The 24,921-nt window shown below is 70.3% G+C and carries 20 protein-coding genes; 11 read left to right on the forward strand and 9 right to left on the reverse strand.

The features are described from left to right. Positions 1–137: 137 nt before the first annotated feature. On the forward strand, positions 138–1,586 hold the full coding sequence (locus HNR16_RS06065; RefSeq protein ID WP_158040946.1) for an RNA polymerase sigma factor: 1,449 nt from the start codon (positions 138–140) through the stop codon (positions 1,584–1,586). A 116-nt stretch (positions 1,587–1,702) separates the two neighbouring features. Here the strand turns inward: HNR16_RS06065 and HNR16_RS06070 are convergent, their stop codons facing one another. After that, a complete protein-coding gene (locus HNR16_RS06070; protein WP_225737891.1) occupies positions 1,703–1,957 on the reverse strand; it encodes a DUF7455 domain-containing protein in 255 nt (84 codons plus the stop codon). Between the two features lie 341 nt (positions 1,958–2,298). Here HNR16_RS06070 and HNR16_RS06075 point away from each other — a divergent pair, with 341 nt between their 5' ends. Then, positions 2,299–3,588, forward strand: coding sequence for a Mur ligase family protein (locus HNR16_RS06075; protein WP_225737892.1), 1,290 nt, complete (start codon positions 2,299–2,301; stop codon positions 3,586–3,588). Next, complete coding sequence (locus HNR16_RS06080; protein WP_158040947.1) at positions 3,585–4,340, forward strand: type 1 glutamine amidotransferase; 756 nt, start codon at positions 3,585–3,587, stop codon at positions 4,338–4,340. The genes HNR16_RS06075 and HNR16_RS06080 overlap by 4 nt, the downstream gene beginning before the upstream one ends. 77 nt (positions 4,341–4,417) lie before the next feature. Here HNR16_RS06080 and HNR16_RS06085 read toward each other — a convergent pair whose 3' ends face one another. Beyond that, entirely contained in the window at positions 4,418–5,479 is a 1,062-nt protein-coding gene (locus HNR16_RS06085; RefSeq protein WP_225737893.1) for an alanine racemase, read from the reverse strand. After that, positions 5,476–6,126: an alanine racemase C-terminal domain-containing protein gene (locus HNR16_RS18770; protein WP_179558131.1), complete on the reverse strand. Its 651-nt coding sequence runs from the start codon at positions 6,124–6,126 to the stop codon at positions 5,476–5,478. The genes HNR16_RS06085 and HNR16_RS18770 overlap by 4 nt, the downstream gene beginning before the upstream one ends. A gap of 189 nt (positions 6,127–6,315) precedes the next feature. Here HNR16_RS18770 and HNR16_RS06095 point away from each other — a divergent pair, with 189 nt between their 5' ends. Next, complete coding sequence (locus tag HNR16_RS06095; protein WP_158040949.1) at positions 6,316–8,415, forward strand: DNA gyrase/topoisomerase IV subunit B; 2,100 nt, start codon at positions 6,316–6,318, stop codon at positions 8,413–8,415. A 30-nt stretch (positions 8,416–8,445) separates the two neighbouring features. Continuing rightward, on the forward strand, positions 8,446–9,264 hold the full coding sequence (locus tag HNR16_RS06100) for an HAD-IIA family hydrolase (protein WP_158040950.1): 819 nt from the start codon (positions 8,446–8,448) through the stop codon (positions 9,262–9,264). 42 nt (positions 9,265–9,306) lie between these two features. Here HNR16_RS06100 and HNR16_RS06105 read toward each other — a convergent pair whose 3' ends face one another. Then, a complete protein-coding gene (locus HNR16_RS06105) occupies positions 9,307–10,269 on the reverse strand; it encodes a hypothetical protein (protein WP_158040951.1) in 963 nt (320 codons plus the stop codon). Then, entirely contained in the window at positions 10,266–12,743 is a 2,478-nt protein-coding gene (locus tag HNR16_RS06110) for a DNA gyrase/topoisomerase IV subunit A (protein WP_158040952.1), read from the reverse strand. The genes HNR16_RS06105 and HNR16_RS06110 overlap by 4 nt, the downstream gene beginning before the upstream one ends. A 60-nt stretch (positions 12,744–12,803) precedes the next feature. Between HNR16_RS06110 and HNR16_RS06115 the strand changes: the two genes are divergently transcribed. Continuing rightward, complete coding sequence (locus tag HNR16_RS06115; protein ID WP_225737894.1) at positions 12,804–13,964, forward strand: alkaline phosphatase family protein; 1,161 nt, start codon at positions 12,804–12,806, stop codon at positions 13,962–13,964. A gap of 9 nt (positions 13,965–13,973) precedes the next feature. On the opposite strand, the gene sepH is transcribed toward HNR16_RS06115, so the two are convergent. Continuing rightward, complete coding sequence (gene sepH, locus HNR16_RS06120) at positions 13,974–15,191, reverse strand: septation protein SepH (RefSeq protein ID WP_158040954.1); 1,218 nt, start codon at positions 15,189–15,191, stop codon at positions 13,974–13,976. Positions 15,192–15,402: 211 nt separating this feature from the next. Here sepH and HNR16_RS06125 point away from each other — a divergent pair, with 211 nt between their 5' ends. Then, positions 15,403–15,699, forward strand: coding sequence for a DUF4193 domain-containing protein (locus HNR16_RS06125; RefSeq protein ID WP_158040955.1), 297 nt, complete (start codon positions 15,403–15,405; stop codon positions 15,697–15,699). A 57-nt stretch (positions 15,700–15,756) separates the two neighbouring features. On the opposite strand, the gene HNR16_RS06130 is transcribed toward HNR16_RS06125, so the two are convergent. Next, positions 15,757–16,215 (reverse strand): DUF3093 domain-containing protein, encoded by a 459-nt coding sequence (locus tag HNR16_RS06130; protein ID WP_158040956.1) that lies wholly within the window; start codon positions 16,213–16,215, stop codon positions 15,757–15,759. A gap of 92 nt (positions 16,216–16,307) precedes the next feature. Here HNR16_RS06130 and dut point away from each other — a divergent pair, with 92 nt between their 5' ends. The 4 genes from dut to HNR16_RS06150 all read left to right on the forward strand — a co-directional run bounded on the left by dut (position 16,308) and on the right by HNR16_RS06150 (position 21,315). Then, positions 16,308–16,766: a dUTP diphosphatase gene (dut, locus tag HNR16_RS06135; RefSeq protein WP_179558132.1), complete on the forward strand. Its 459-nt coding sequence runs from the start codon at positions 16,308–16,310 to the stop codon at positions 16,764–16,766. Next, a complete protein-coding gene (locus HNR16_RS06140) occupies positions 16,753–17,535 on the forward strand; it encodes a DUF3710 domain-containing protein (RefSeq protein WP_158040957.1) in 783 nt (260 codons plus the stop codon). Before dut ends, HNR16_RS06140 begins: the two co-directional genes overlap by 14 nt. Then, the gene (locus HNR16_RS06145) at positions 17,483–18,358 is read left to right on the forward strand and encodes a DUF3159 domain-containing protein (RefSeq protein ID WP_225737895.1); all 876 of its coding nucleotides are present in this window, start codon (positions 17,483–17,485) and stop codon (positions 18,356–18,358) included. Before HNR16_RS06140 ends, HNR16_RS06145 begins: the two co-directional genes overlap by 53 nt. 116 nt (positions 18,359–18,474) lie before the next feature. After that, positions 18,475–21,315 carry an aconitate hydratase gene (locus tag HNR16_RS06150; protein ID WP_158040958.1) on the forward strand — a complete coding sequence of 947 codons (2,841 nt, stop codon included), beginning with the start codon at positions 18,475–18,477 and terminating at the stop codon, positions 21,313–21,315. Between the two features lie 168 nt (positions 21,316–21,483). Here the strand turns inward: HNR16_RS06150 and HNR16_RS06155 are convergent, their stop codons facing one another. Both HNR16_RS06155 and HNR16_RS06160 read right to left on the reverse strand, forming a co-directional pair. Continuing rightward, positions 21,484–23,625 carry a 3-hydroxyacyl-CoA dehydrogenase NAD-binding domain-containing protein gene (locus HNR16_RS06155; RefSeq protein WP_225737896.1) on the reverse strand — a complete coding sequence of 714 codons (2,142 nt, stop codon included), beginning with the start codon at positions 23,623–23,625 and terminating at the stop codon, positions 21,484–21,486. A gap of 1 nt (position 23,626) precedes the next feature. Then, positions 23,627–24,853: a thiolase family protein gene (locus tag HNR16_RS06160; RefSeq protein WP_225737897.1), complete on the reverse strand. Its 1,227-nt coding sequence runs from the start codon at positions 24,851–24,853 to the stop codon at positions 23,627–23,629. Positions 24,854–24,921 lie beyond the last annotated feature (68 nt).

A 24,921-nucleotide genomic window follows, 5' to 3' on the forward strand; every position in this document is an offset into this window, starting at 1 on the left:
AATACGCTCACGGCGCAAGCGCGATCGAGCGGATCACGCAGAACCGTGACATACTGGATCCTCGGACCCATCATGCCCCTCCCAGGGCTTGACATGGGCCTTCCTTATGCTCGCAGCTCCATGCGAAGGGGTACACCATGCCAACACGCGCAACGCCCGCGGTCGAGACCGCGGAGGCCGAGCAGACGACGTCTGCCGGCACCGCCGCCCGTAAGCCTGCGGCGAAGAAGACGACGACGCGCTCGAAGGCCGCTCCCAAGACGACCACGAAGCGCGCAACCGCCGGTTCGAGCGGCACGAAGACCGCAGCGTCGAAGTCGAGCGGCACCACCGCCAAGACCGCCACCGCGAAGTCGGCCGGTACCAAGACGGCGGCGAAGGCCACGGCCCGGGGCCGCAAGTCGGCGGCCAAGCCCGAGGACGAGCAGGTCCCCGAGGACGACGAGGTCGACACCGAGGCCGTCGAGGACGACGCGGCCACCGACGGCGACGCCGAGACCGACGAGTCGGACGGCGACGACGACAAGGACGACGACGCCGAGAGCTCGACGGACGACACGAACGACGTCATCGCCGCCGGAGCCGCGGCCGAGGCCGCTCGCGCGGCGGGCGCCATCGTCCTCAAGGCGACGGACGACGAGGACGAGACCCCCGTCTACTCGGGCGTCATCACGGGTGCGACCGCCGACCCCGTGAAGGACTACCTGAAGCAGATCGGAAAGGTCCCGCTCCTCAACGCCGAGCAGGAGGTCGACCTCGCGATGCGCATCGAGGCCGGGCTCTTCGCGGAGGACAAGCTCAAGAACACCGAGGTCACCGACAAGAAGCTCGAGCGCGAGCTCAAGTGGATCGTCCGCGACGGTGAGCGCGCCAAGAGCCACCTGCTCGGCGCGAACCTCCGTCTCGTCGTGAGCCTCGCGAAGCGCTACACGGGTCGTGGCATGCAGTTCCTCGACCTCATCCAGGAGGGGAACCTGGGCCTCATCCGTGCGGTCGAGAAGTTCGACTACACGAAGGGCTTCAAGTTCTCGACCTACGCGACGTGGTGGATCCGCCAGGCGATCACGCGTGCGATGGCCGATCAGGCGCGCACGATCCGCATCCCCGTCCACATGGTCGAGGTCATCAACAAGCTCGCGCGCGTGCAGCGGCAGATGCTGCAGGACCTCGGGCGCGAGCCGACGCCCGAGGAGCTCGCGCAGGAGCTCGACATGACGCCCGAGAAGGTCGTCGAGGTGCAGAAGTACGGTCGCGAACCGATCTCGCTGCACACCCCGCTCGGCGAGGACGGCGACAGCGAGTTCGGTGACCTCATCGAGGACACGGAGGCGGTCGTCCCGGCCGACGCCGTGAGCTTCACGATGCTGCAGCGTCAGCTCGAGTCGCTGCTCGACTCGCTCTCGGAGCGCGAGGCGGGCGTCATCCGCATGCGCTTCGGCCTCGGCGACGGCATGCCGAAGACCCTCGATCAGATCGGTGACACGTTCGGTGTCACGCGAGAGCGCATCCGCCAGATCGAGTCGAAGACGATGGCGAAGCTCCGCCACCCCTCGCGTTCGCAGTCGCTGCGCGACTACCTGGAGTGACGTCAGCCGGGCCCGTGGCCCGGTGACACACGACGACGGCGGGGTCCTCTCGGACCCCGCCGTCGTCGTGTGTCGTGGGAACCGAACGGTATCGCCCGATCGGCCCCGCCGACGGATCAGTCGTCCGCGGGCTGGTGCGTGCGGGCGTCCGCGGCGCGGAGCTTCGACGTCTCGTCGTACCAGTCGATGGCCTGAGGGCGCAGCTTGTCGCTGTGCTTCGTCGCGTGGTGGGCGCAGAACAGGAACTCGCCGACATCGAGTCGGACCCGCACGTACGCCTGCGCGCCGCAGGCGTCGCAGCGGTCGAGCGACGTGAGCGGCGTCCTGCTGTCGGTCGCAGCGACTGCCCCGTAGGACATGGTGTCGTTCATGCTGCCTCCTCGTTGGGTCTGGTGGTGACACCATCGTAGGTGCCCGCGGCTCGGGAGCGGTGCACGGTGGCCGGGTTTCGCTGGACGCGTACCGGTCGGGGCGAGGCCCGAGCCGCGAACGAACCGGTTCCCGTCGGTGCGCGCGTCGACGGCCGCCCCGGCGAGTGACCCGCCGGAATCGACCGTGCGATACTTGAGCACCGTGCGCACGGCGTGCGACCCGCGCGGCGGCCGGCGCACATCGCTCGGGGCGTTGACGTCGCGTGCGACGCGAGAGGGGCACCGCGAGTTCGGTGCCGGAGACGAACCGCACCCGTCGGGTGCGTGAGAGGTGCGTGACGGTGGCCGGATTCGACGGCATCAGACGATCGGTCGCGACGGGGCTCGGGCGAGGCGCCCGAGCGGCCATGCGACTTCGCGGCGGAGGATCGGCGGTTCCCGGTCGGGTCGCGCTCGCGATCGACCCGGGCTTCCTGTCGAACGCGGTCGCCGGGCTCCCGCTCGGTGTGATCTTCGTCTCCGGCTCGAACGGGAAATCGACGACGACGCACTTCGTCACGAAGATCCTGCGCGCGCACGGCCTCACCGTCTTCACGAACTCGTCCGGCGGCAACCTGCCGCAGGGCATCGCGTCGTCGATGCTGCCCGACGTGGGGCCGGACGGCCGGCTGAAGGCGGATATCGCCGTGCTCGAGGTCGACGAGGCGTTCGGGCCACAGCTCATCCCGCACCTGCATCCGCGCGGCGTCCTCCTGCTCAACGTGCAGGTGGATCAGCTCAATCGCTTCTTCGACCCGGCCCGGGTCGCGGGATTCCTCGCGACGATCGCCGACGCCTGCGGTGATTTCGTCGTGCTCAACGCCGACGACGACTCGCTGCGTGGACTCGCGACGGGTGTGCGCGCACCGATCGGTTGGTTCGGTGTCGACGCGGCGCTCATCGACGCCTCGCCCAACGGACTCTCGAACGTCGAGGACCTCTCTGGTGGTGCGCCGCTCGTTCCCGTCGATGACCGCACGGTCGAGGTCGTCGCACTCGTCGACGGCGGCGCGCGACTGCGGATCGGCAGCGAGGTGCACGACTTCCGGCTGCCGGCCCGTGGGCTGCACTACGCGATCGATGCCGCGGGGGCCGTCGCGACGGCGGTCCAGATCCTCGGCGTCGACTTCCGTGCGAACACGGCGCGCGATGCGCTCGCCGTCACGGAGACCGTCTTCGGGCGCGGCGAGCTGCTGCGCAACGGTGACGAGGAGATCGAGATCGTCATGATGAAGAACCCGCCGAGCCTGCAGATGAACCTCGACGCACTCGACGAGGTGCCCGAGCAGGTGCTCGTCGCGGTCGACGAGGGCACCCCCGACCCCTCGTGGATGTACGGCATCGACCTCTCCAGGCTCGACCACGCGGACGTCGTGACGGGAACGAAGGCGTGGCAGGTCGCGACGGTGCTCGAGTACGCGGGCATCGACGTGCGGGCGGTCGAACCGTCGACCGGCGCCGCGCTCGACCAGTTCCTCGCCCTGCCGCGCCCCTCGCGGGGACGCAAGCTCATGATCGTGAACTACGAGCAGATGATGAACATCAGGCGCCGACTCGGCGCACCCGGCATCGAGGGGAAGGTCAACTCGTGACGCTCCGTATCGTCCACCTCTTCCCGCGCGAACTCGGCATCAACGGTGACGTCGGCAACGTGACCGCGCTCGTCGAGCGGGCTCGCGAGTACGGCATCGCGACCGAGGTCGTCGACGTCGGTCGCGGCGACGAACTGCCCGCGTCGGCCGACCTCGTGCACATCGGCTCGGGCCCGCTGTCCTCCGTCGAACTCGTGCTGCCGGACGCCGTGCGGCTCGGCGGAACCCTCCGCGCCTGGGCGGCCGACGGCGTTCCGTTCCTCGCGATCGCCGCGGGGTGGGAGGTGCTCGGTCGCTCGATCACGACCGAGGACGGCCGCGTGCTCCAGGGCGCCGGGGTGTTCCCGACCCGCGCGGTCCGGCAGAACGTGCAGGCAGTGGGGGAGACGGTGCTCCGCACGCGCGGCGGCCTGCTCGCGGGCTACGTCAACCAGAACTCGATCACGCAGCTCGAGGACGGCGCCGCCTCGCTCGGTGAAGTCGTCAAGGGCTTCGGCAACGGCGGGATCGAACAGCCCGATCTCGGTCTCGAGGGGGTCGTCGCGGGCTCGCTGTTCGGCACGCACCTGCACGGGACGGCACTCGCCATGAACCCCGGCCTCGCCGACCGACTGCTCACGATCGCCGTGCAACGGCAGGACGCGGGCGCACACCTGCAGCGGCCCTCGGCGGGCGGTCGCCTCGATCGGATCGACCACTTCGCGCGGGGTTCCCGCGAGGCGCTCATGCGGCGCGTCGGCGTCGCCGAGTAGTCGTCGGCGCGAACGCGGGAGGGGCCCGGTGCACTGCACCGGGCCCCCCCCCGCGTCACGTGTGCACGGGGTGCGACTCAGACGACGACGCGTGGCACCCGCGTGGTGACGCCGGTCACGAGCTCGTCCGGGACGGTGTCGTTCCAGGCGGCCCACTCCTCGGCCGTCGGCTCGCCGTCGTCACCGGTGCCGAAGACGATCGCCTCGTCGCCGACGGTGATGCGTGCACCGGAGAGCTCGACGACGGATTCGTCGACACCGACGTGCACGATCGGCTGACGGCGGCCCCCGAGCAGCACCTCGCGTTCGGCACCGGCGAGCGACTGGAGTCCGTCGCCGTAACCGATCGCGATCGTGGCGCGGGCGCCGTCGAGGTGCGTCACGGGCGCGCGCAGGGACATGACCGGCACGAGTCCGAGATCGCGTCCCGAGCGGTCGTGGAACGGGGAGATGCCGTAGGCCGCGATCCCGAATCGCACGAGGTCGAAGCGTGCCGCGGGGAGGTCGATCGCCGCGGACGACGCGGCGAGGTGCAACAGCTCGAACTCGGCACCGAGATCGCGCGCGACGGCGACCGCGGCCTCGAATCGTGCGAGCGCCTCGAGGTCGGCCTCGTGCGAGGTGTCGCTCAGGTGACTCCACGCGCCCACGATGCGGACGAGTCCGGCCCGCTGGAGTTCGAGGGCGTGCTCGACGAGCGTGGGCCAGTCCTCGGGGTTCGCGCCCGAGCGGTGGAGGCCCGTGTCGATCTTGAGATGGACGCGCGCCGGCCCCGCGTCGCCGGCCGAGCGAGCACCCTCCGCGGCGCCGTCGAGGTGCGCGATGAAGGCGGCACCGAGATCGATGCGCTGTTCGACCGCGCTGCGGAAGTCGGCGTCGCGCCCGTGCATCCACGCGAACATCGGCGCGTCGACGCCTGCCGCGCGGAGCGCGAGTCCCGTGCCGATCTCGAGCACACCGAGCCAGCTCGCACCGGATTCGAGTCCCGTCCGGACGCACGAGAGGAGCCCGTGCCCGTAGGCGTCGGACTTGACGGCGAGCATGGTCGCGGCGGGCGCGACGAGCCCCGAGAGCTGCGCGACGTTGTGCCGCAGTGCCTGCTCCGAGATGCGCGCCACAGCGCGCCCGGCCGCGCTCACGCGAGGATCCGCTCGACGGTGGGGGCGATGCGTGCGCAGATCGCGGCAGCGGCGATCCCCGTCGTTCCCGCCCAGTCGAGCACGTGCGGCTCACCGCGGGCCGGATCGCCGAAGAGCACGGCGTCGCTGCCGACCTCGACGTCGGCGCCGTGGACGTCGACCGAGAACTGGTCCATCGAGATCGCGCCCGAGATCGTGCCCGTCACGCCCCCGACGAGCACGGGGGAGCGGTTCGTGGCCCGTCGGACGGCACCGTGGGCGTAGCCGATGCCGACGAGCGCGAGGTTCGTCGCCGCAGTCGTGCGATAGCTGAAGCCGTAGGACACGCCTTCGCCCGCGGCGAGCGTCTTGACGGCGAGCACCTCGGCGGCGAGGCGCAGTGCGGGTGACAGGGAACGATCCGTGAGCCCGAGCAGGGCGGGGCCGACGGCCGCATCGGGCCTCGGGTCACCGGGCTCCGCGATGACCGGGTCGAGGCCGGAGCGGCGGACCTCGTCGGCGTCGTGCGGCGTGGAGACGTAGGCGGTGCGGGTACCCGATACTCCGAGGACGTCCGCGATCCGCCCGGCGCCGTGGCCGTAGGCGCCGGCGCGCAGGTCGACGGGATCGCCGGGTTCGAGGCCGAGCGATGCGATGTTGCGGAGCACCGCTCCACGATGGATGACGGCGACGCGCCGGACGGTTGCCGGCGCGGAGACAGGTGCGTTCACACGTCCCCTTCCTGAGTGCGGGCCAGGCTATCAGGCGGGGTGTCGGCGAGCGCATCGACCGCGCTCCGACTAGCCTCGGCAGGGCGCACGACGCGACGAGCGGCGATGCGGACAGCGAGGAGCACCATGGCCCAACCGACACCCGACGCCTACTCGGCCCGGCACCTCTCGGTGCTCGACGGGCTCGAGGCGGTCCGGAAACGGCCGGGCATGTACATCGGCTCGACCGACTCGCGTGGCCTCATGCACTGCCTGTGGGAGATCATCGACAACTCCGTCGACGAGGCGCTCGGCGGGCACGGCGACCGGATCGGCGTGCACCTGCACCCCGACGGTTCGGTCACGGTCTCGGACCGCGGGCGCGGTGTGCCCGTCGACATCGAGCCGAAGACCGGCCTCAGCGGTGTCGAGGTCGTGTTCACGAAGCTCCACGCCGGCGGCAAGTTCGGTGCCGACAACTACGGTGCGGCCGGTGGTCTGCACGGCGTCGGTGCGTCCGTCGTGAACGCGCTCTCGGAGCGGCTCGACGTCGAGGTCGACCGCGGTGGGCGCACGTACGCGATGAGCTTCCGGCGCGGTGAGCCGGGCCACTTCGAGGACGGTGCCGACGGTCCCCGGCCCGACGCCCCCTTCACGCCCTACACGGAACACTCCGAGTTGCGCGTCGTCGGCAAGGTCGCGAAGGGCGTCACGGGTACACGCGTGCGCTACTGGGCCGATCCGCAGATCTTCATCCGCGGTGCCGAGTTCAAGGCCGACGAGCTGGCCGCCCGCGCCCGGCAGACCGCGTTCCTCGTGCCCGGACTCGACATGGTGATCGAGGACGGTCGCAGCGACGACGCGGCACCCGAGGTGCAGTCGTTCCGCTACGACGGCGGCATCACGGAGTTCGCGGAGTACCTCGCGCCCGATGCCCCCTCGACCGACACATGGCGCATCCAGGGGGAGGGGACGTACGAGGAGACCGTGCCCGTCCTCGACGAACACGGCCACATGGTCTCGACCGACGTGAAGCGCACGATGCACGTCGATATCGCGATGCGCTGGGGAGTCGGCTACGACACGACGCTGCGCTCGTTCGTGAACATCATCGCGACGCCCAAGGGCGGCACCCACGTGACGGGCTTCGAGCAGGGCCTGCTGAAGTTCTTCCGGGCCGAGGTCGAGCGCAATGCCCGACGCCTCAAGGTCGGCAACGACAAGCTCGAGAAGGACGACGTGCTCGCCGGTCTGACCGTCGTCGTCACGGTGCGGCTGCCGGAACCGCAGTTCGAGGGGCAGACGAAGGAGGTGCTCGGTACGCCGCCCGTCCGCGCGATCGTCGCCCGCGAACTCACGAAGGGGCTCACCGCGAAGTTCGCCTCCACGAGCCGGCAGGACAAGGCCGAGGCCTCGCTCCTGCTCGACAAGGTCGTCTCGGAGATGAAGTCGCGCATCTCGGCCCGAGCCCACAAGGAGACGCAGCGACGCAAGAACGCGCTCGAGAACTCGTCGCTGCCGACGAAGCTCGTCGACTGCCGATCGAACGACGTGGCGCGCTCGGAGCTGTTCATCGTCGAGGGCGACTCGGCGCTCGGCACGGCGAAGCCCGCGCGCAACAGCGACTACCAGGCGCTCCTGCCCATCCGCGGCAAGATCCTCAACGTCCAGAAGGCGTCGATCAGTGACATGCTCGGCAACGCCGAGTGCGCGAGCATCATCCAGGTGATCGGTGCGGGGTCCGGGCGGTCCTTCGACCTGGGGGCGGCGCGCTACGGCAAGGTCATCCTCATGAGCGACGCCGATGTCGACGGCGCGCACATCCGAACGCTCCTCCTGACCCTCATCTTCCGGTACATGCGTCCGCTGCTCGACGACGGTCGCGTCTACGCGGCCGTGCCGCCCCTGCACCGAGTCGTCGTCATCAACCCCGGCTCGAAGCCGAACGAGACGATCTACACGTACTCCGAGACCGAGCTGCAGACGCTCCTCGCGAAGCTCCGCAAGCAGAACAAGCGCTACCAGGACCCCATCCAGCGCTACAAGGGACTCGGCGAGATGGACGAGGACCAGCTCTGGACGACGACGATGGACCCGAGCGCCCGACTCCTGCGACGCGTGTCGATCAGCGACGCGGCCGCCGCCGAGCAGATGTTCAACCTGCTCATGGGCACCGAGGTCGCACCCCGCAAGGAGTTCATCATCGACGGCTCCAAGGACATCACCCCGCAACTCATCGATATGTGAACGGTCATCGCCGCGCGGTAGCCTCGACCCATGGCGATCCGCGATCACGTTGAATGCTGGCTGACCGACATGGACGGCGTCCTCGTCAAGGAGGAACACGCTCTGCCGGGTGCGGCCGAGCTGCTCGAGCAGTGGCAGCGGGACGACACGCCCTTTCTCGTGCTCACGAACAACTCGATCTTCACGGCTCGCGATCTCGCGGCCCGCCTGCGGTCGAGCGGCCTCGACGTCCCCGAGCGGGCGATCTGGACGAGCGCACTCGCGACGGCCGACTTCCTGCGCCAGCAGGTGTCGGGCGGCAGCGCATTCGTCGTCGGCGAGGCCGGTCTTCTGACCGCGCTCCACGAGGCGGGCTTCATCATGACGGAGTCGGACCCCGACTTCGTCGTCGTGGGGGAGACGCGCAACTACTCGTTCGAGGCGATCACGAAGGCGATCCGGCTCATCGACCACGGTGCCCGCTTCATCGTGACGAACCCCGACGCGACGGGGCCGAGCACGCACGGCCCCATGCCCGCGACGGGTGCGATCGCCGCGCTCATCACGAAGGCGACCGGCCGGGAGCCGTACGTCGTCGGCAAGCCGAATCCCATGATGTTCCGCTCCGCGCTCAACAAGATCGGCGCCCACTCGCACAACACCGCCATGATCGGCGACCGGATGGACACCGACATCGTCGCGGGCATGGAGGCGGGCCTGCACACGGTGCTCGTCCTGTCCGGAATCGCGACGCGCGACGAGGTGGAACGGTACCCGTTCCGGCCCGACGAGATCATCTCGGGAGTGAGCGAGCTCGTCCGACGCGACGGCGACCCGGAGCCCGAGCAGGTCATCGAGGTCGTCGAGTAGTTCCCACGTCCGGTCGTTCCGCCCGGGCGACGGGCGGTGCCGTCACCGGGGTGCCCGTCGGAGCGCCGCGCGCACCTCGATCCGCTCACCGAGCCGCACGTCGAGCTCCGTGAACCGGACGTCCGGGTCCGCGTGTCCCTCGGGTGTCGCGGCGGCGTCGAGCGGGATGGTTCGCGGTGCGAGCTGCGCGATCCTCGAACGCAGCACGAGGAGGGGGACGGCGACGACCGGGTTCGCGCTCGTGATGCGCAGTCGATCGACGTGGAGCGCGTACGGCGGTCCCTCGAGGCGGGCCGACACGGCGACACGGGCACCGAGCGAGAGCGGACCGCGACCCACGCGCGCATGGACGGTCGCGTCGAAGCGCGTCGGGGACGTCTGAGTCACGTCGACATCGAATGCGCGCAGCCGGAGTCGCATGCGCGCGCACACGAGTTCGGCCACCTCGCGGAGCAGCTCCACGAGTGCGGCGAACGGAGCACCCGCACGGAGGCGCACCTCGAACCGGTCGTCCGCACCGGGGCGGATCCGGTCGAGGACGAGCGCCCCGTCCGCCGTCTCGGACCACTCGAACTCGACGAGCGACACGTCGAGCGTCGCGTCGAACGGGACCCCGGCGATCTCGGCACCCGGCACGTCGAATCGAGCGTGCCGGAGCGTGGCCGGTGTGCGCGTCACGATGTGCGGCTCGGTGTGGCGATCGCCCCGCTCCTGCGGAGCGGCCGGTGCCGGGGGCTCCTCGTCGAGGAGTGCGCCGAGGTCGACGGGCACCCGCAGCTCGCGGATCCCGAGTTCGAGGTCGATCCCTTCCGGGCCGTCGAGTGCGGCACGCCCGTCCGCGTCGAACGTCGCACCTTCGGGGAGCTCCTCGGCGAGGACGTCCCTGATGCGTGCGACGAACGCGTCGCCGGTCGCGGGGCGCGGGACCGAGCCGAACGGGATCCGATCGCTCGGTTCGGTCGCCGCCGACGGTGCCGACGGCGTGGCTCCCTCCCCGTCCGTCATGCGTCCTGCGCGGGTGCGTCGCCGATCGGACCACCGAGTGCGCCGATCACGCGATCGACGGGGATGCCCGAGCCGTCGCGGCGCGCACCACCGTCCGGCAGCGGGCGGGTCGCCCCGTCGGCGCCGAGCGCACGCGGGTCGGGACCGACCCACGCGTCACGCAGGCGGTCCTCGCCGCGCACGAAGCGCTGTGCGCGGACCCCGCCCGTCGCGCGCCCCTTCGCCGGGAACTCCGCGAAGTCGGAGACCTTGGCACTGCCCGGGTCGCTCGCGTCGGCGGAGGATTCGGCGACGGTCACGACCTCGGCGCGCTCCACATCGTCGGCGGGCAGCACGACGAAGCGCGCGACGCTCGCGTCGCCGGTGAGCTTGATGCCGGCCATGCCCGCGGCCTGGCGTCCCTGCGGCCTGACGGCCGAGCCCGCGAAGTGCAGCAACTGGGCGTCGCTCGTGACGAACACGAGCTCGTCGCCGTCGCCGGCCGGCCCGGCGCCGACCACCTCGTCGCCCTGCTTGAGTGCGATGACCTCGAACTCGCGATGCTTGCCGGGGTCGCCGACGGCGACCCGCTTGACGACGCCGAGGCGCGTCCCGATCGCGACCGGGGCCGGATCGTCGAGTGCCACGACCGCCACGACGCGCTCGGTGCGGTCGGTGAGTCCCACGTAGTCGCTCGCCTTCACGCCCGCCGAGAGCTGGACGGAGGCCGCAGGCGCCACGGGGAGCGCGACGACGGGAACGAGGAGGAGCCGTCCGCGGTTCGTGATCGCGCCGATCTCGGCGCGGACGCTCGTGCGGACCTCCGAGACGATCGCATCGTGCTTCGACCGCCGGGCCGGTCGCGGCAGCGGGGCGTCCGGTTTGACGTCGACGCGAAGGATCCGGCCGGTCGCCGACAGCAGGACGCGCGTCGGCGCGTCCGCCTCCTGCAGCGCCTCCGGATCGGTCGGGCCCGCGCGACGTGATGCGGTCACCGCGGTGCCGCCCTCGGTGAGGAGCGTGCGGCGGGGCGTCGCGAACCGTTCCGAGACCTCGGCGAGCTCGGCGCTCACCTGTGCGCGCAGGCGCGCCTCGTCGGCGAGCAGGGCCTCGAGCGTCGCGATCTCCCGACGCAGCTCGTCGGCCTCGGCCTCGAGTTCGAGGCGGGAGAACTTCGTGAGGCGCCGGAGCCGGAGCTCGAGGATGTACTCGGCCTGGGGCTCGGACAGATCGAACACCTGTCGCAGGCGCGCTCGTGCGGCCTCGGCGTCGTCCGAGGTGCGGATGACCTGGATGACCTCGTCGATGTCGAGGATCGCGATGAGCAGGCCCTCGACGAGGTGCAGGCGTTCGCGTCGACGTGCGAGCCGGTACTCGCTGCGGCGGCGGACGACGGACACGCGGTGACCGAGGTAGACGCGCAGCAGCTCCAGGAGGCCGAGCGTCTGCGGCCCGCCGTCGACGAGCGCGACGTTGTTGATGTGGAACGTGTCCTCGAGCGGCGTGTGGCGGTAGAGCTGCTCGAGGACGGCCTCGGGGGCGAAGCCCGTCTTGATCTCGATCACGAGGCGCATGCCGTGTTTGCGGTCCGTCAGATCCGCGACGTCGGCGATGCCCGCGAGCTTCTTCGACTGCACCCCCTGCTTGATCTTCTCGATGACCTTCTCGGGACCGACCATGTAGGGCAGTTCGGTGACGACGATGCCGCTCTTGCGGGCCGTGACCCGCTCGATGGACGTCGTCGCGCGCGTCCGGAACGATCCGCGGCCGGTCGCGTACGCGTCGCGCACGCCGTCGAGCCCGACGATCGTGCCGCCCGTCGGCAGATCGGGCCCGGGGACGAACGCCATGATCTCCTCGAGCGTCGCCTCGGGGTGGTCGAGGAGGTGGCGGGCGCCGGCGATCACCTCGCCGAGGTTGTGGGGTGCCATGTTCGTGGCCATGCCCACGGCGATACCGCTCGCACCGTTGACGAGCAGGTGCGGCCACGCGGCGGGCAGCACCTCGGGTTGCATGATCGAGTTGTCGTAGTTCGGGACGAACTCGACGACGTCCTCGTCGAGGTCGTCGGTCATGGCCATCGCGGCTTCGGCGAGTCGCGCCTCGGTGTACCTCGGCGCCGCGGGCCCGTCGTCGAGCGAGCCGAAGTTGCCGTGGCCGTCGACGGTCGCGAGCCGCTGCACGAACGACTGGGCCATGCGCACGAGCGCGTCGTAGATCGCCGTGTCGCCGTGCGGGTGCAGCTTGCCCATGACGTCGCCGACGACGCGCGCCGACTTCACGTGCCCGCGATCCGGCCGCAGCCCCATCTCGCGCATCTGGAACAGGATGCGTCGCTGCACGGGCTTGAGGCCGTCCCGGGCGTCGGGCAGGGCCCTGGAGTAGATCACCGAGTACGCGTACTCGAGGAACGACGTCGACATCTCCTGCGAGACGTCGACCTCCTCGATGCGTCCGACGGGGGTGTGATCTGGTTCAGCGGGGGTGCGGCTCATGGGACCTGTCGTGCGAGTCGGATCGAAGTTCCCTGTGGAAGACTGGGAACGATGCCGACCATGTTATTGAGTGGCGCGAGCGGTCGCCCGACGCTCGCCGACGTGTTGCCGAATTGTCTCGATGCGCTCCAGGGCGTGGAGGGGCCGCTCGCGCTCCCCGCCGCGAGGTCAGCGGTGGTGCTGCTCGTGGACGGGCTCGGTGCCTCGATGCTCCGTCGACGTGCGGGTCATGCCCGCCACATCATGTCGGGCTGGGCGAAGCGCGACACCGCGTTCTCGTTCCCCTCGACGACGGTCGCGGGCACGACGAGCCTCACGACGGCGGCGCCCGCCGGCGTGCACGGGCTCGTCGGCTACACGGTGTACGACCGCGCAGCGGGCATCGTGCGCAACCAGCTGCACGGCTGGGACGTCGACGGCATGGAGCCCGCACACTGGCAGCCGGCGCCCACGGTTTTCGAACGCCTGGCCGCGGCCGGCGGCCCCGAGCCCTACGTCGTCGCACAGTCCGACTACACCGACTCGGGCCTCACGCGGGCATCGCTCCGTGGCGCGACGTACGTCGTCGGTGAGTCCATGGCCGATCGGGTGGAGGCGACCCTCGACCTCGTCGCGGCGGGGCAGCCGCGCCTCGTGTACTGCTACGTCGCCGAGCTCGACCAGGCGGGGCACCGGTACGGATGGGAGTCCGACGAGTGGCTCATCCGACTCGAGGAACTCGACGCGGCCGTTGGGGACCTCGTCGCGGGACTCCCGCGTGACGTCGGGCTGCTCGTGACCGCCGACCACGGAATGCTCGACATCCCGCCCGAACGTCAGATCCTCGTCGACGAGGACTCGCCGCTGCTCGACGGCGTCGTCGCGGTCGCGGGCGAGCCGCGCCTGCGTCACCTCGCGCTCGACGACGATGCGTCGGCGGACCCGGCGTCGCGCGCGGCGCACGCGCTCGCCGAGCGGTGGCGGGAGTCGGAGGGCAAGCGCGCGACCGTCCTCCTGCGCGAGGAGGCGATCGCCTCGGGCTGGTACGGTGACCCCGCACTCGTGACGCCCGCCGCGGCATCGCGAGTCGGTGACGTCGTCGTCGCGGCGACGAAGCTCGTGACGTACTACCCGCCGGGTGTCCCCGATCGTGCACGACTCATGATCGGGCAACACGGGTCCATCACGCCCGAGGAGACGATCGTCCCCCTCATCAGGAAGGGCGCGTTCGCACGCGTCTGACGCCGTGCGTCAGCGATCGTCGTCGCTGCGTGTCCCGAAGACGATCTCGTCCCAGCTCGGCATCGCTGCCCGTCCGCCGCGCTTCCGACCCAGGGGGCCGGTCGCGTCCTGGCGCGACGAGCGCCCGGGTTCGGGTGTCGTATCGGACTCGAGGCCGGCGAGCGGCACGTCAACGACACGCTCGGTGGTCCGTTCGCTGCGCGGCGCCGGTTCCGGCGCCGACGGGGCGTCGTCCTCGGCGGAGTCGGGAGCGGCCGTCGTCGGGGTGAGCGTGTCGACGGTGTCGTCCTCGGCGTCGCGGGGATCGGCGGGTGTCGTCACGGCGATCGGCCGAAGCGGGGCGACGGGGGAGGTGCGGTGCGTCGGATCGGGCGTCGGCTCGTCGTCCTCGTCGAACTCGTCGTCGTAGGGCGCGAAGCGCTGCGGGTCCCGCTCGCCACGACGACGCCGGAGCGCCTCGAGCAGATCCGCCGTCTCGTCGCGCTGCGCGCGCGACTCGTCGCGAGGAGCGTGACCGATGCTGCTGACGGCAGGACCGAGCCAACCCGCACCACGGGACTCGTCGGCGCGGGAGAGCGGTGCCGACGGCGATGCCTCGTCGTCGACGTCGTCCGCGTCGTCGCGCCGGGCGTCGACCGCGCGGAGGCGCGGAGCCTGCAGCGACGAGAGCTCGCCCTGCTGTGAGAGCGTCACGGCGGAGGCGTTGAGGGGACCGAGCGCATGCGCCTTCGGGTCGAACGACCAGAGCGCGTCGCGCTCGATCTCGTCCACGACGAACTCGAGCGACACTCGCCAGCCGGCCTCCGGGTCCTTCCACGCGTCCCAGCGAACGCCCTGCGCCTCGAGTGATTCGAGTCGTTCGTCGAGTGCCGAGCCGAACGTCGCGTCGTCCTGGTCGAGCGGGTCGATGTCGGGGTGCACGCGAACCGCGACGGCCCTCGCCTGGGTCACGATGTAGTCACGTTCTGCGCGAACAGGGCCCTCGAACCGCTCGACGTCCGCCGGGTCGGCTCCCGTGATCGCGACGACCTCCTCGGCGGTCTTGCCGGCGCGGATGAGCTGCTGGATCTCGCGCGGCGGCACTTTCGGTGCTTCGGCCCGCGGGCGCGCCTTCGGGCGGAGGGCGTCGCGGAGCGCGTCATCGACGCGAAGTCTGAACTGTTCGCCGGAATCGGCGGTGACGATCAGGGCGTCGTCGTCGATGCCGATGAACCTCAGTTCGTGCATGTTCGTTCACCTGGTCCTGCTCGTGACGTGTCCGTGACGCGCACAGCTTCGCACGTTCGACACCGCGTTCCCGGAAGCGATTCCCGCGCGCCGTGGAACCGCTTCACGTGCGTTCGCTCCGGGCGCACGGGAATCGTTTTGCGAATCGTTCGAGGGTCGTGCAAAATGTCCGCGCCGAAGGGAACCCCCTTCGTGGAGAGAGTTGGATGGCATGGCAACTGATTACGACGCCCCGCGGAAGACCGACGACGACGCTGAGTCGATCGAGGCGCTGAAGGAGCGTGTCCCCGACCGGATGTCCGGTGCCGTCGACGCGGAGGACGCGGACAACCCCGGCAGCTTCGATCTGTCGGCCGCGGACCTCGCCGACGTCGAGCTCGAGACAGTCGTCATTCCGCCGCAGGCGGACGAGTTCACGTGTGTCGAGTGCTTCCTCGTGATGCACCGCTCGCAGATGGCCGAGCAGACCAAGCTCGGACCGATCTGCCTCGACTGCGCCTCGCACTGACCCACGCTGCGCCGACGCCGACCGACGAACGGACCCGCCCCGGGGCGGGTCCGTTGTTCACTCCGCGCGGGGTTCGGCGCGTCCGGCGACGATCGCGTCGCGGAGCCGCTCGGGGTGACGCGTCGAGAACAGCCAGTAGGGGACCGGGTCGTGCGGATCGGCGACGTCGACGCGCGCGGACGTGCCGGCCCATCCGCGTAGACAGAGCCACGCTCGCGCGTCGAGGCCGGGGCCCGCTGCCCGTCGCGCGTCGGCGCGAGTCGTGTAGGCCGTCACATCGCCCGTGACCGCGAGCGGCATGCGTGCGCTCCCGACCCGCAGGATCCGATCGGAGACCTCGACGACCGGCGAGGACGCGACGAGCGCGGCCACGACCAGCACGTACAGTGCGATCGCGATCATGGCCCCGACCGTGCGATTGATCGGGGTGAACACGAGGATGACGGCGGGGATGACGAGGGCTCCGGCGACGAAGAACCATACGGAGGGCCAGACCCGTTCCCGGTAACGAACCATGACACCATCACAGCAGATGGGGCGAGCGCTCGCCTGAGTCCCCGGCGAGCGCGGCGTGCACCGGTGACGCCGGGGTGCCGTACGCTCGAAGCGTGAGTACTGCGATCACGGTCCCCGTCGTGGGGCCCACACCCGTCTTCGCGCACCCGGACGACGCGGGTGCCGATCTCGCCGCCGCCGAGGCGGTCGTCCTCGGTCCCGGTGAGCGGTGCACGATCGGGACGGGCGTCCGGGTGGCGCTCCCGAGCGGCACGGTCGGCTTCGTCGTTCCACGCTCCGGCCTCGCCCACCGTCACGGGCTCACCATCGTCAACGCCCCCGGCACGATCGACGCGGGGTACCGCGGCGAGATCCGGGTCGTGTTGCTCAACACCGACCGGGAGTCGAGCTATCGCATCGAGGTCGGCGACCGCATCGCCCAGCTCGTCGTCCTGCAGCTCCCGAGCGTCGAATTCGTGCCCGTCGACGAACTGGACGCCGCCGAGCGCGGCGAGGCCGGGTTCGGTTCGACCGGTATCACCACGAAGGGAGCCCGGGATGGGGCTGTTTGATTTCCGCAAGCGCGGTGCCGACGAGCCCGTCGAGAAGGCCGTCCGCCTGACCGTCGACGACGAACAGCTCGACGAGGACGAGGACGACGACGAGCTCGAGGAGAAGTCGGCCCCGGCCGATCGGGCCGAGAAGGGGCCGTTCGACTCGTCCGAGGCGAACCCCGCGCGTCGATACGTCGATCTCGGCGGCATCAGGATCCCTGCTCGTGAGGGACTCGGCCTGCGCCTCGAGGTCGAGGAGTCGACGAAGCGGCTCGTCGCCGTCGCGCTCGAGTTCGAGGGCTCGCTTCTGCAGGTCCAGGCGTTCGCGGCGCCCCGCTCCGAGGGCCTTTGGCACCCCATCCGCCGGCAGCTCGCCGAGCAGATCACCAAGCAGGGGGGCACGGCGACGGAGGTGAAGGCGAAGATCGGTCCCGTGCTCGAGACGAAGCTGCCCGTCGTCGCACGCGGCGGCCAGGGCGGCCAGACGAGGTCGGCACGCTTCATCGGCGTCGACGGGCCGCGCTGGTTCCTCCGCGGGGTGCTCACGGGGCCGGCGCTCAGCGATCCCGCCGCCACCGCACGGCTCGAGCGACTGTTCCGAAGCATCGTGGTCGTCCGCGGTGACGGTCCGATCCCACCCCGCGAGCTGCTCAAGCTCGTCGTCCCGAAGGCGATGTCGTCGCAGGTGAACGCCGCCGACGCCACACCTGCGGCCAAGGCCGCAGCCGAACCGAGTGAACGCACCACCGGCCGACGACGCCGGTCACGCCGCGATGCCGACGCCTGAGCCGGAACGACGGGAGCCGGGCGATCCCGTCGACGGCACCCTCGACCCCGCCGCGAGCGAGCGCCCCGGTGCGCCTGACGGGGCGTCGGAGGCGGCCCCGGACGGTTCCTCGGACGACCGGGCGACGCCGGACGCGGATGCGCCGGGCGCCTCGGCCCTGACGGACCGGTTCCAGCAGATGGCGCAGGGCGGCCTCGACGGTCGCGCACTCCTCGACGCGATGGGCGGCGTGCGCGGGATCGTGGAGGCGCTGCTCCCGGGCATCGCGTTCCTCGTACTGTTCACGATCACGGGCGACCTCTGGCTCTCGGTCGTCGTGCCGGCGATCATCGGTCTCGGATTCGTCGTCGCGCGGGCCGTGGTCCGACAGAACGTCGGGCCGGCGATCGGCGGTCTCGTGGCGATCGCCGTGAGCGGGGTGCTCGCGCTCCGCACCGGCAACGGGGCGGACTACTACGTGCTCGGCTTCTACACGAACGCGGCCTACGGGGTCGGGTTCCTGCTGTCGATCCTCGTCGGTTGGCCGATCATCGGCTACGTCGCGGGCCTCGCGTACGGCACGGGTGGCCGGTGGCGTACGATCGCCCGCGTCCGCCGCCTCATGCGACTCGCGACATTCGCCTGGGTCGCCTTCTTCGCGCTGCGCCTCGCGGTGCAGTTGCCCCTGTACTTCGCGGGCAACGTCGAGGCGCTCGGCGTCACCCGTCTCGTCATGGGGACACCCATGTACGCCGTGCTCGCCGTGGGCACGGTGCTCTTCGCGCGCGCGGTGTTCCGCGCGTCGGGGCTGACGAATCGGGAGGAACAGGCTAAACTATCTTGATGTCGAGATAACACTCGTTCGTCCTGACCGACCGAACGGGTCGGCTCCGTCGTACCGGAGCCACAGTTCCGAGGTCGACGCGCGGCCGCGCGTCGACGTGCTACGAAGGAGACGACGTGACCGCAGTCAACAGCTTCGGCGCCAAAGACACTCTGCGTGTCGACGACACCGACTACGAGATCTTCCGGATCGACCGGGTGGAGGGCTACGAGAAGCTGCCCTTCAGCCTGAAGGTCCTCCTCGAGAACCTGCTCCGAACCGAGGACGGAGCCAATGTCACCGCCGACCAGATCCGCGCCCTCGGCGGCTGGGTGCCGAGCGCCGACCCCGACACCGAGATCCAGTTCACGCCCGCGCGTGTCGTCATGCAGGACTTCACCGGGGTCCCCTGCATCGTCGACCTCGCCACGATGCGCGAGGCCGTGACCGACCTCGGCGGTGACCCCAACACCGTCAACCCGCTCTCGCCCGCCGAGCTCGTCATCGACCACTCGGTCATGGCGGACCTCTTCGGCACGCCCGACGCGCTCGAGCGCAACATCGAGATCGAGTACCAGCGCAACGGTGAGCGCTACCAGTTCCTCCGCTGGGGCCAGACGGCGTTCGACGACTTCAAGGTCGTCCCGCCCGGCACGGGCATCGTGCACCAGGTGAACATCGAGCACCTCGCGAAGGTCGTCTACGACCGTGAGGTCGACGGCGTGCTGCGTGCCTACCCCGACACGTGCGTCGGTACCGACTCGCACACGACGATGGTCAACGGCCTCGGCGTGCTCGGGTGGGGCGTCGGCGGCATCGAGGCCGAGGCCGCCATGCTCGGCCAGCCCGTCTCGATGCTCATCCCGCGCGTCGTGGGCTTCAAGCTCACGGGCGAGATCCCCGCCGCCGTGACGGCGACGGACGTCGTCCTCACGATCACCGACATGCTCCGCAAGCACGGCGTCGTCGGCAAGTTCGTCGAGTTCTACGGCGAGGGCGTCGCGTCGGTGCCGCTCGCGAACCGCGCGACGATCGGCAACATGAGCCCCGAGTTCGGTTCGACCGCCGCGATGTTCCCGATCGACGACGTCACGCTCGACTACCTGCGCCTCACGGGCCGCGACCCGCAAGCGGTCGCCCTCGTGGAGGAGTACGCGAAGCTCCAGACGCTCTGGCACGAACCCGCCGTCGAGCCGAGCTTCAGCGAGTACCTCGAGCTCGACCTCTCGACGGTCGTGCCGTCGATCGCGGGGCCGAAGCGTCCGCAGGACCGCATCCTCCTCTCGGAGGCGAAGGAGCAGTTCGGCCGCGACATCCTCAACTACGCTACGCCCACGGAGTCGACCGAGATCGTCGACCTCGAGGTCGAGGGCTCGTTCCCGGCGTCCGACCCGGGCGGCGCGCCCGGCGACGAGGTGGCCACGACCTCACCCGTCCTGATCGGCAGCGGTGCACCCGAGGGCGCGTCGAAGCCCGTCCCGGTGACGACGCCCGAGGGGGAGTCGTACATCCTCGATCACGGCGCCGTCACCCTCGCCGCGATCACGTCGTGCACGAACACGTCGAACCCGTCGGTCATGCTCGCAGCGGGGCTCCTCGCGAAGAAGGCCGTCGACCGTGGCCTGCAGCGCAAGCCGTGGGTCAAGACGACCCTCGGCCCGGGCTCGAAGGTCGTCACCGACTACTACGAGAAGTCGGGCCTCGACAAGGCGCTCGAGGCGGTCGGCTTCTATACCGTCGGTTACGGCTGCACGATCTGCATCGGCAACTCGGGTCCGCTCATCGACGAGGTGTCGGCGGCGATCAACGAGAACGACCTCGCGGTCACGGCCGTCCTCTCGGGCAACCGCAACTTCGAGGGCCGCATCAGCCCCGACGTGAAGATGAACTACCTCGCGTCGCCGCCACTCGTCGTCGCGTACGCGCTCGCCGGGTCGATGAACTTCGACTTCGACGAGCAGCCGCTCGGCACCGACCCGTCGGGAGAGAAGGTGTTCCTCAAGGACATCTGGCCCACGCCCGAGGAGGTCCAGGCGGTCATCGACACGTCGATCTCGCGCGAGCAGTTCATCACGCAGTACAAGACGGTCTTCGAGGGCGACGAGCGCTGGCGCAGCCTGCCGACGCCCGAGGACGCGACGTTCCAGTGGGACGAGAACTCGACGTACGTCCGCAAGGCGCCGTACTTCGACGGCCTCGAGCTCGAGTTGACGCCCGTGAGCGACATCTCGGGTGCGCGCGTGCTCGCGACGCTCGGCGACTCCGTCACGACCGACCACATCAGCCCCGCGGGCTCGATCAAGGTCGGCACGCCCGCCGCGCAGTACCTGCAGGAGCACGGCGTGGACCGCAAGGACTTCAACTCCTTCGGCTCGCGTCGTGGGAACCACGAGGTGATGATCCGCGGCACGTTCGCGAACATCCGCCTCAAGAACCTGCTCGTGAGCGCGGTCAACGACGGCAAGGTGATCGAGGGCGGCTTCACGCGCGACTTCACGCAGCCCGAGGGGCCGCAGGCGTACATCTACGACGCGAGCGTGAACTACGCCGAGCAGGACACGCCCCTCGTGATCTTCGGTGGCAAGGAGTACGGCTCGGGCTCGTCGCGCGACTGGGCGGCGAAGGGCACGCGCCTGCTCGGCGTGAAGGCCGTCATCACCGAGAGCTTCGAGCGCATCCACCGCTCGAACCTCATCGGCATGGGTGTCGTCCCGCTCCAGTTCCCCGCAGGGGAGAGCTGGGAGTCGCTCGGCCTCGACGGCACCGAGCGGGTCTCGATCACGGGGCTCGAGCAGCTCAACGAGGGCGTGACGCCGAAGACGGTGCACGTCGTCGCGAACCCGACGGCCCACTCGCCCGAGGGCAAGGCGCCGGTCGAGTTCGACGCGGTCGTCCGCATCGACACGCCCGGTGAGGCCGACTACTACCGCAACGGCGGCATCCTGCAGTACGTGCTGCGGCAGCTCGCCACGGCGTAGCCGACCCACGACGACGGCCCGGTCTCCCTTCGTGGGGGCCGGGCCGTCGTCGTGGGGCCGCGTGAATCGGTTGAAAGCCGGACGTGTTGGCCGATCACTGGGACGGCGGTCGGAAAGAACGCAGTGGGGCCCGACCGTCCGGTCGGGCCCCACGTCTGCTGCTGCGGGTCAGCGGTTCACGGCACCGCGGATCGGTGGCGTGTGGAACGTGCCGCCGAACGCCTTCTCCGACGCGCCCACCCGGTCGAGGTACGGCGTGATGCCGCCCGCCTGGAACGGGTAGCCGGCGCCCAGGAGGAGGCACAGGTCGATGTCCTCGGCCGCGGCGACGACCTCGTCGTCGAGCATGCGCTTGATCTCGTCGGCGAGGCCGAGCTCGACGCGCTCCCGGAACTCCTCGGCCGTCATCGGGGTCGTCCCGCCGGACACGATCTTGAGGGCCTTCTTGTCGTAGCCTTTCACACGACCCTTGCTGTCGCGCTCGAGGATCTTGCCGTACTGGGCGAGCTCGTGCAGGTTCGTCGACTCGAAGAAGCGATCTGGGAACGCCGCGTGGTGCGTGTCGAGCACGTGCGCGCCGACCTTGAGCCCGACGAGCTCGAGCAGCTCGAACGGGGTCATCGGCAGCCCGATGCGGTCGAGCGCGTGGTCGACGACCTCGAAGCTCGTCCCCGTGTCGACCGCGTGCATCGCCTCACCGAGGACCTTCGCCAGGATGCGGTTGACGACGAAGCCGGGCGTGGCCTTCGTGATGACGGCCGTCTTCTTGAGTGCCCTCGCGGTCGCCATGGCGGTCGCGAGCGTCGCGTCGTCGGTCTCGGCCGTGCGTACGACCTCGATGAGCGGCATGACCGCGACCGGGTTGAAGAAGTGGAAGCCCACGAGCCGCTCCGGGTGCTCGAGCACCGAGGCCATCGCCTCGATCGAGAGACCGGAGGTGTTCGTCGCGAGCACCGCCTCGGGCGAGACGATCTTCTCGATCGACGCGAAGACCTCCTGCTTGACGCCGAGCTCCTCGAACACCGCCTCGATCACCCAATCGCAATCGGCGAACTCGGTGCGGTCAGTCGTGCCGTGCACGAGCGCCTTGAGCCGGTTGCGCTCGTCGTCCCCGATGCGGCCCTTGCCGTGCAGCTTGTCGATCTCGTCGTACACGTACGCGAGGCCCTTGTCGACGCGCGCCTGGTCGAGGTCGGTGATCACGACGGGCACCTGCAGGCGGCGCACGAAGAGCGTCGCGAACTGGCTCGCCATGAGACCCGCGCCGACGATGCCCACCTTCGTGACGGGTTTCGCGAGCTTCTTGTCGGGCGCACCGGCGGGCCGCTTCGCGCGCTTTTGCACGAGGTTGAACGCGTAGATCGACGCGACGAACTGGTCGCCCGAGATGAGGTCGGCGAGCGCCTCGTTCTCGGCCTCGAACCCCTTCGCGCGGTCGTTCGACTTCGCGAGCTTGAGGATGTCGAGCGCACGGTACGGCGCGAGCGCGACCGTCCCGAGCTTCTCCTCGAGCGACTTCCGCGCGATGCCGATCGCGATGTCCCACTTCGTGAGGCGCTCGATCTTGCCGGGCACGTTGGGGCGCTCGACCTTCCGGGCCCCCGTCAGGACCTCGTCGGCCCACGTCAACGAGTCCTCGAGGAAGTTGACGGACGGGAAGATCGCGTCGGCGAGCCCGAGCTCCGCGACCTGCGGGCCCTTGAGCATCCGGTTCTGCTTGAGCGGGTTCTCGATGATGACCTTGAGCGCGTTCTCGATGCCGATGAGGTTCGGGACGAGCGTCGCACCGCCCCAGCCGGGCACGAGGCCGAGGAACACCTCGGGCAGCGCGAAGGCGGGCACCGACGCGTCGATCGTGCGGTACGTCGAGTTGAGCCCGATCTCGACGCCGCCGCCGAGCGCGAGCCCGTTCGTGAACGTGAAGGTCGGCACCCCGAACTCGCTGAGCGAACCGAGGACCGTGTGTCCGAGCTCGCCGAGCATGCGCGCGACCTCACGGGACGGGATCTGGTCGACCTGCGAGAGGTCGGCACCCGCCGCGAAGTTGAACCGCTTGCCGGTGATGCCGACGGCCTGGATCTCGCCGCGCGCGGCGCGGTCCTTCAGCTCGTCGAACGTCTCGCCGAGGCCGACGAGCGTGAGCGGACCGAGCGTGTTCGGCCGCGTGTAGTCGTGTCCGTTGTCGAGCGTCACGAGCGCGAGCACGTTGCCCGACGGGAGGGTGACGTCACGCACGAGTCCGCGGGTGACCACCTCGTCGCCGGACGCGGCGAGCAGGGGAGCGAATCGGGTTCGCAGATCGGTCGTCACGTCAGTTCCGTCCCTTCGACGCCGCGGCGCGTGCGTGCTTCTTGCCGTTCCAGTTCGTGTTCTCCCAGATGATCGTGCCGCCCTGGCCGAGGCCCACGCACATCGCCGTCACGCCGTAGCGCACCTCGGGGTGCTCGGCGAACTGACGGCTCAGCTGGTTCATGAGGCGCACGCCCGACGAGGCGAGCGGGTGACCGAACGCGATCGCCCCGCCGTACGGGTTGACCGACGGGTCGTCGTCCGGGATGCCGAAGTGGTCGAGGAACGAGAGCACCTGGACGGCGAACGCCTCGTTGAGCTCGAACAGGCCGATGTCGTCGATCTTGAGGCCCGCACGCTGCAGCGCCTTCTCGGTCGACGGGATCGGGCCGAGGCCCATGACCTCGGGCTCGACACCTGCGAATCCGAAGTTGACCATGCGCATGCGCGGCTTCAGGCCGAACTCCTTCACGGCGGCCGTGGAGGCCAGGATCGACGCGGTCGCGCCGTCGTTGAGGCCCGACGCGTTGCCCGCCGTGACCCGACCGTGCGGCCGGAATGGGGTCTTGAGCGTCGCGAGCGTCTCGCGGTTCGTCTCGGGCCGCAGGCCCTCGTCACGCTCCGCGAGACCCCAGCCCGTGTCGCTCTCGATGGCGACGGGGACGAGGTCCGGTTGGATGAGCCCGGCCTCGTAGGCGGCGGCGGCCTTCTGCTGACTGCGCATCGCGTACTCGTCCGAGCGCTCGCGCGTGAGGCCCGGGAAGCGGTCGTGCAGGCGCTCGGCCGTCTTGCCCATGTTGAGCGCGTCCGCGCTCACGAGCTGCTCCGCGACGAAGCGCGGGTTCGGCTCGGCACCCGAACCGAGGGGGTGGTGTCCCATGTGCTCGACACCGCCCGCGATGGCGACGTCGTAGGCGCCGAAGCCCACGCCGGAGCCCATCGTCGTCGCCGCCGTGAGCGCGCCGGCGCACATGCGGTCGATCGCGAATCCGGGGACGCCGAGGGGGAGCCCCGCGAGGATCGCGGCCGTCCGACCGAGCGTCAGGCCCTGGTCGCCCTCCTGGGTCGTCGCCGCGATCGCGACGTCGTCATAGCGGTCGAGCGGAATCTGCGGGTTGCGGTCGAGCAGTGCCCGGATGGTCTTGACGGAAAGGTCGTCGGCGCGAGTGCGCCAGTACATCCCCTTTTCGCCGGCTCGGCCGAACGGGGTGCGGACCCCGTCGATGAACAAGACGTCGCGATCAGCCACGCTGCCTCCATTGATCGATGCGTGGGCCAATCCTACGAACGTCCGCTGCACGGGCCGATCGAGCGAGG

Source organism: Pseudoclavibacter chungangensis (assembly GCF_013410545.1).
Lineage (GTDB): Bacteria > Actinomycetota > Actinomycetes > Actinomycetales > Microbacteriaceae > Pseudoclavibacter > Pseudoclavibacter chungangensis.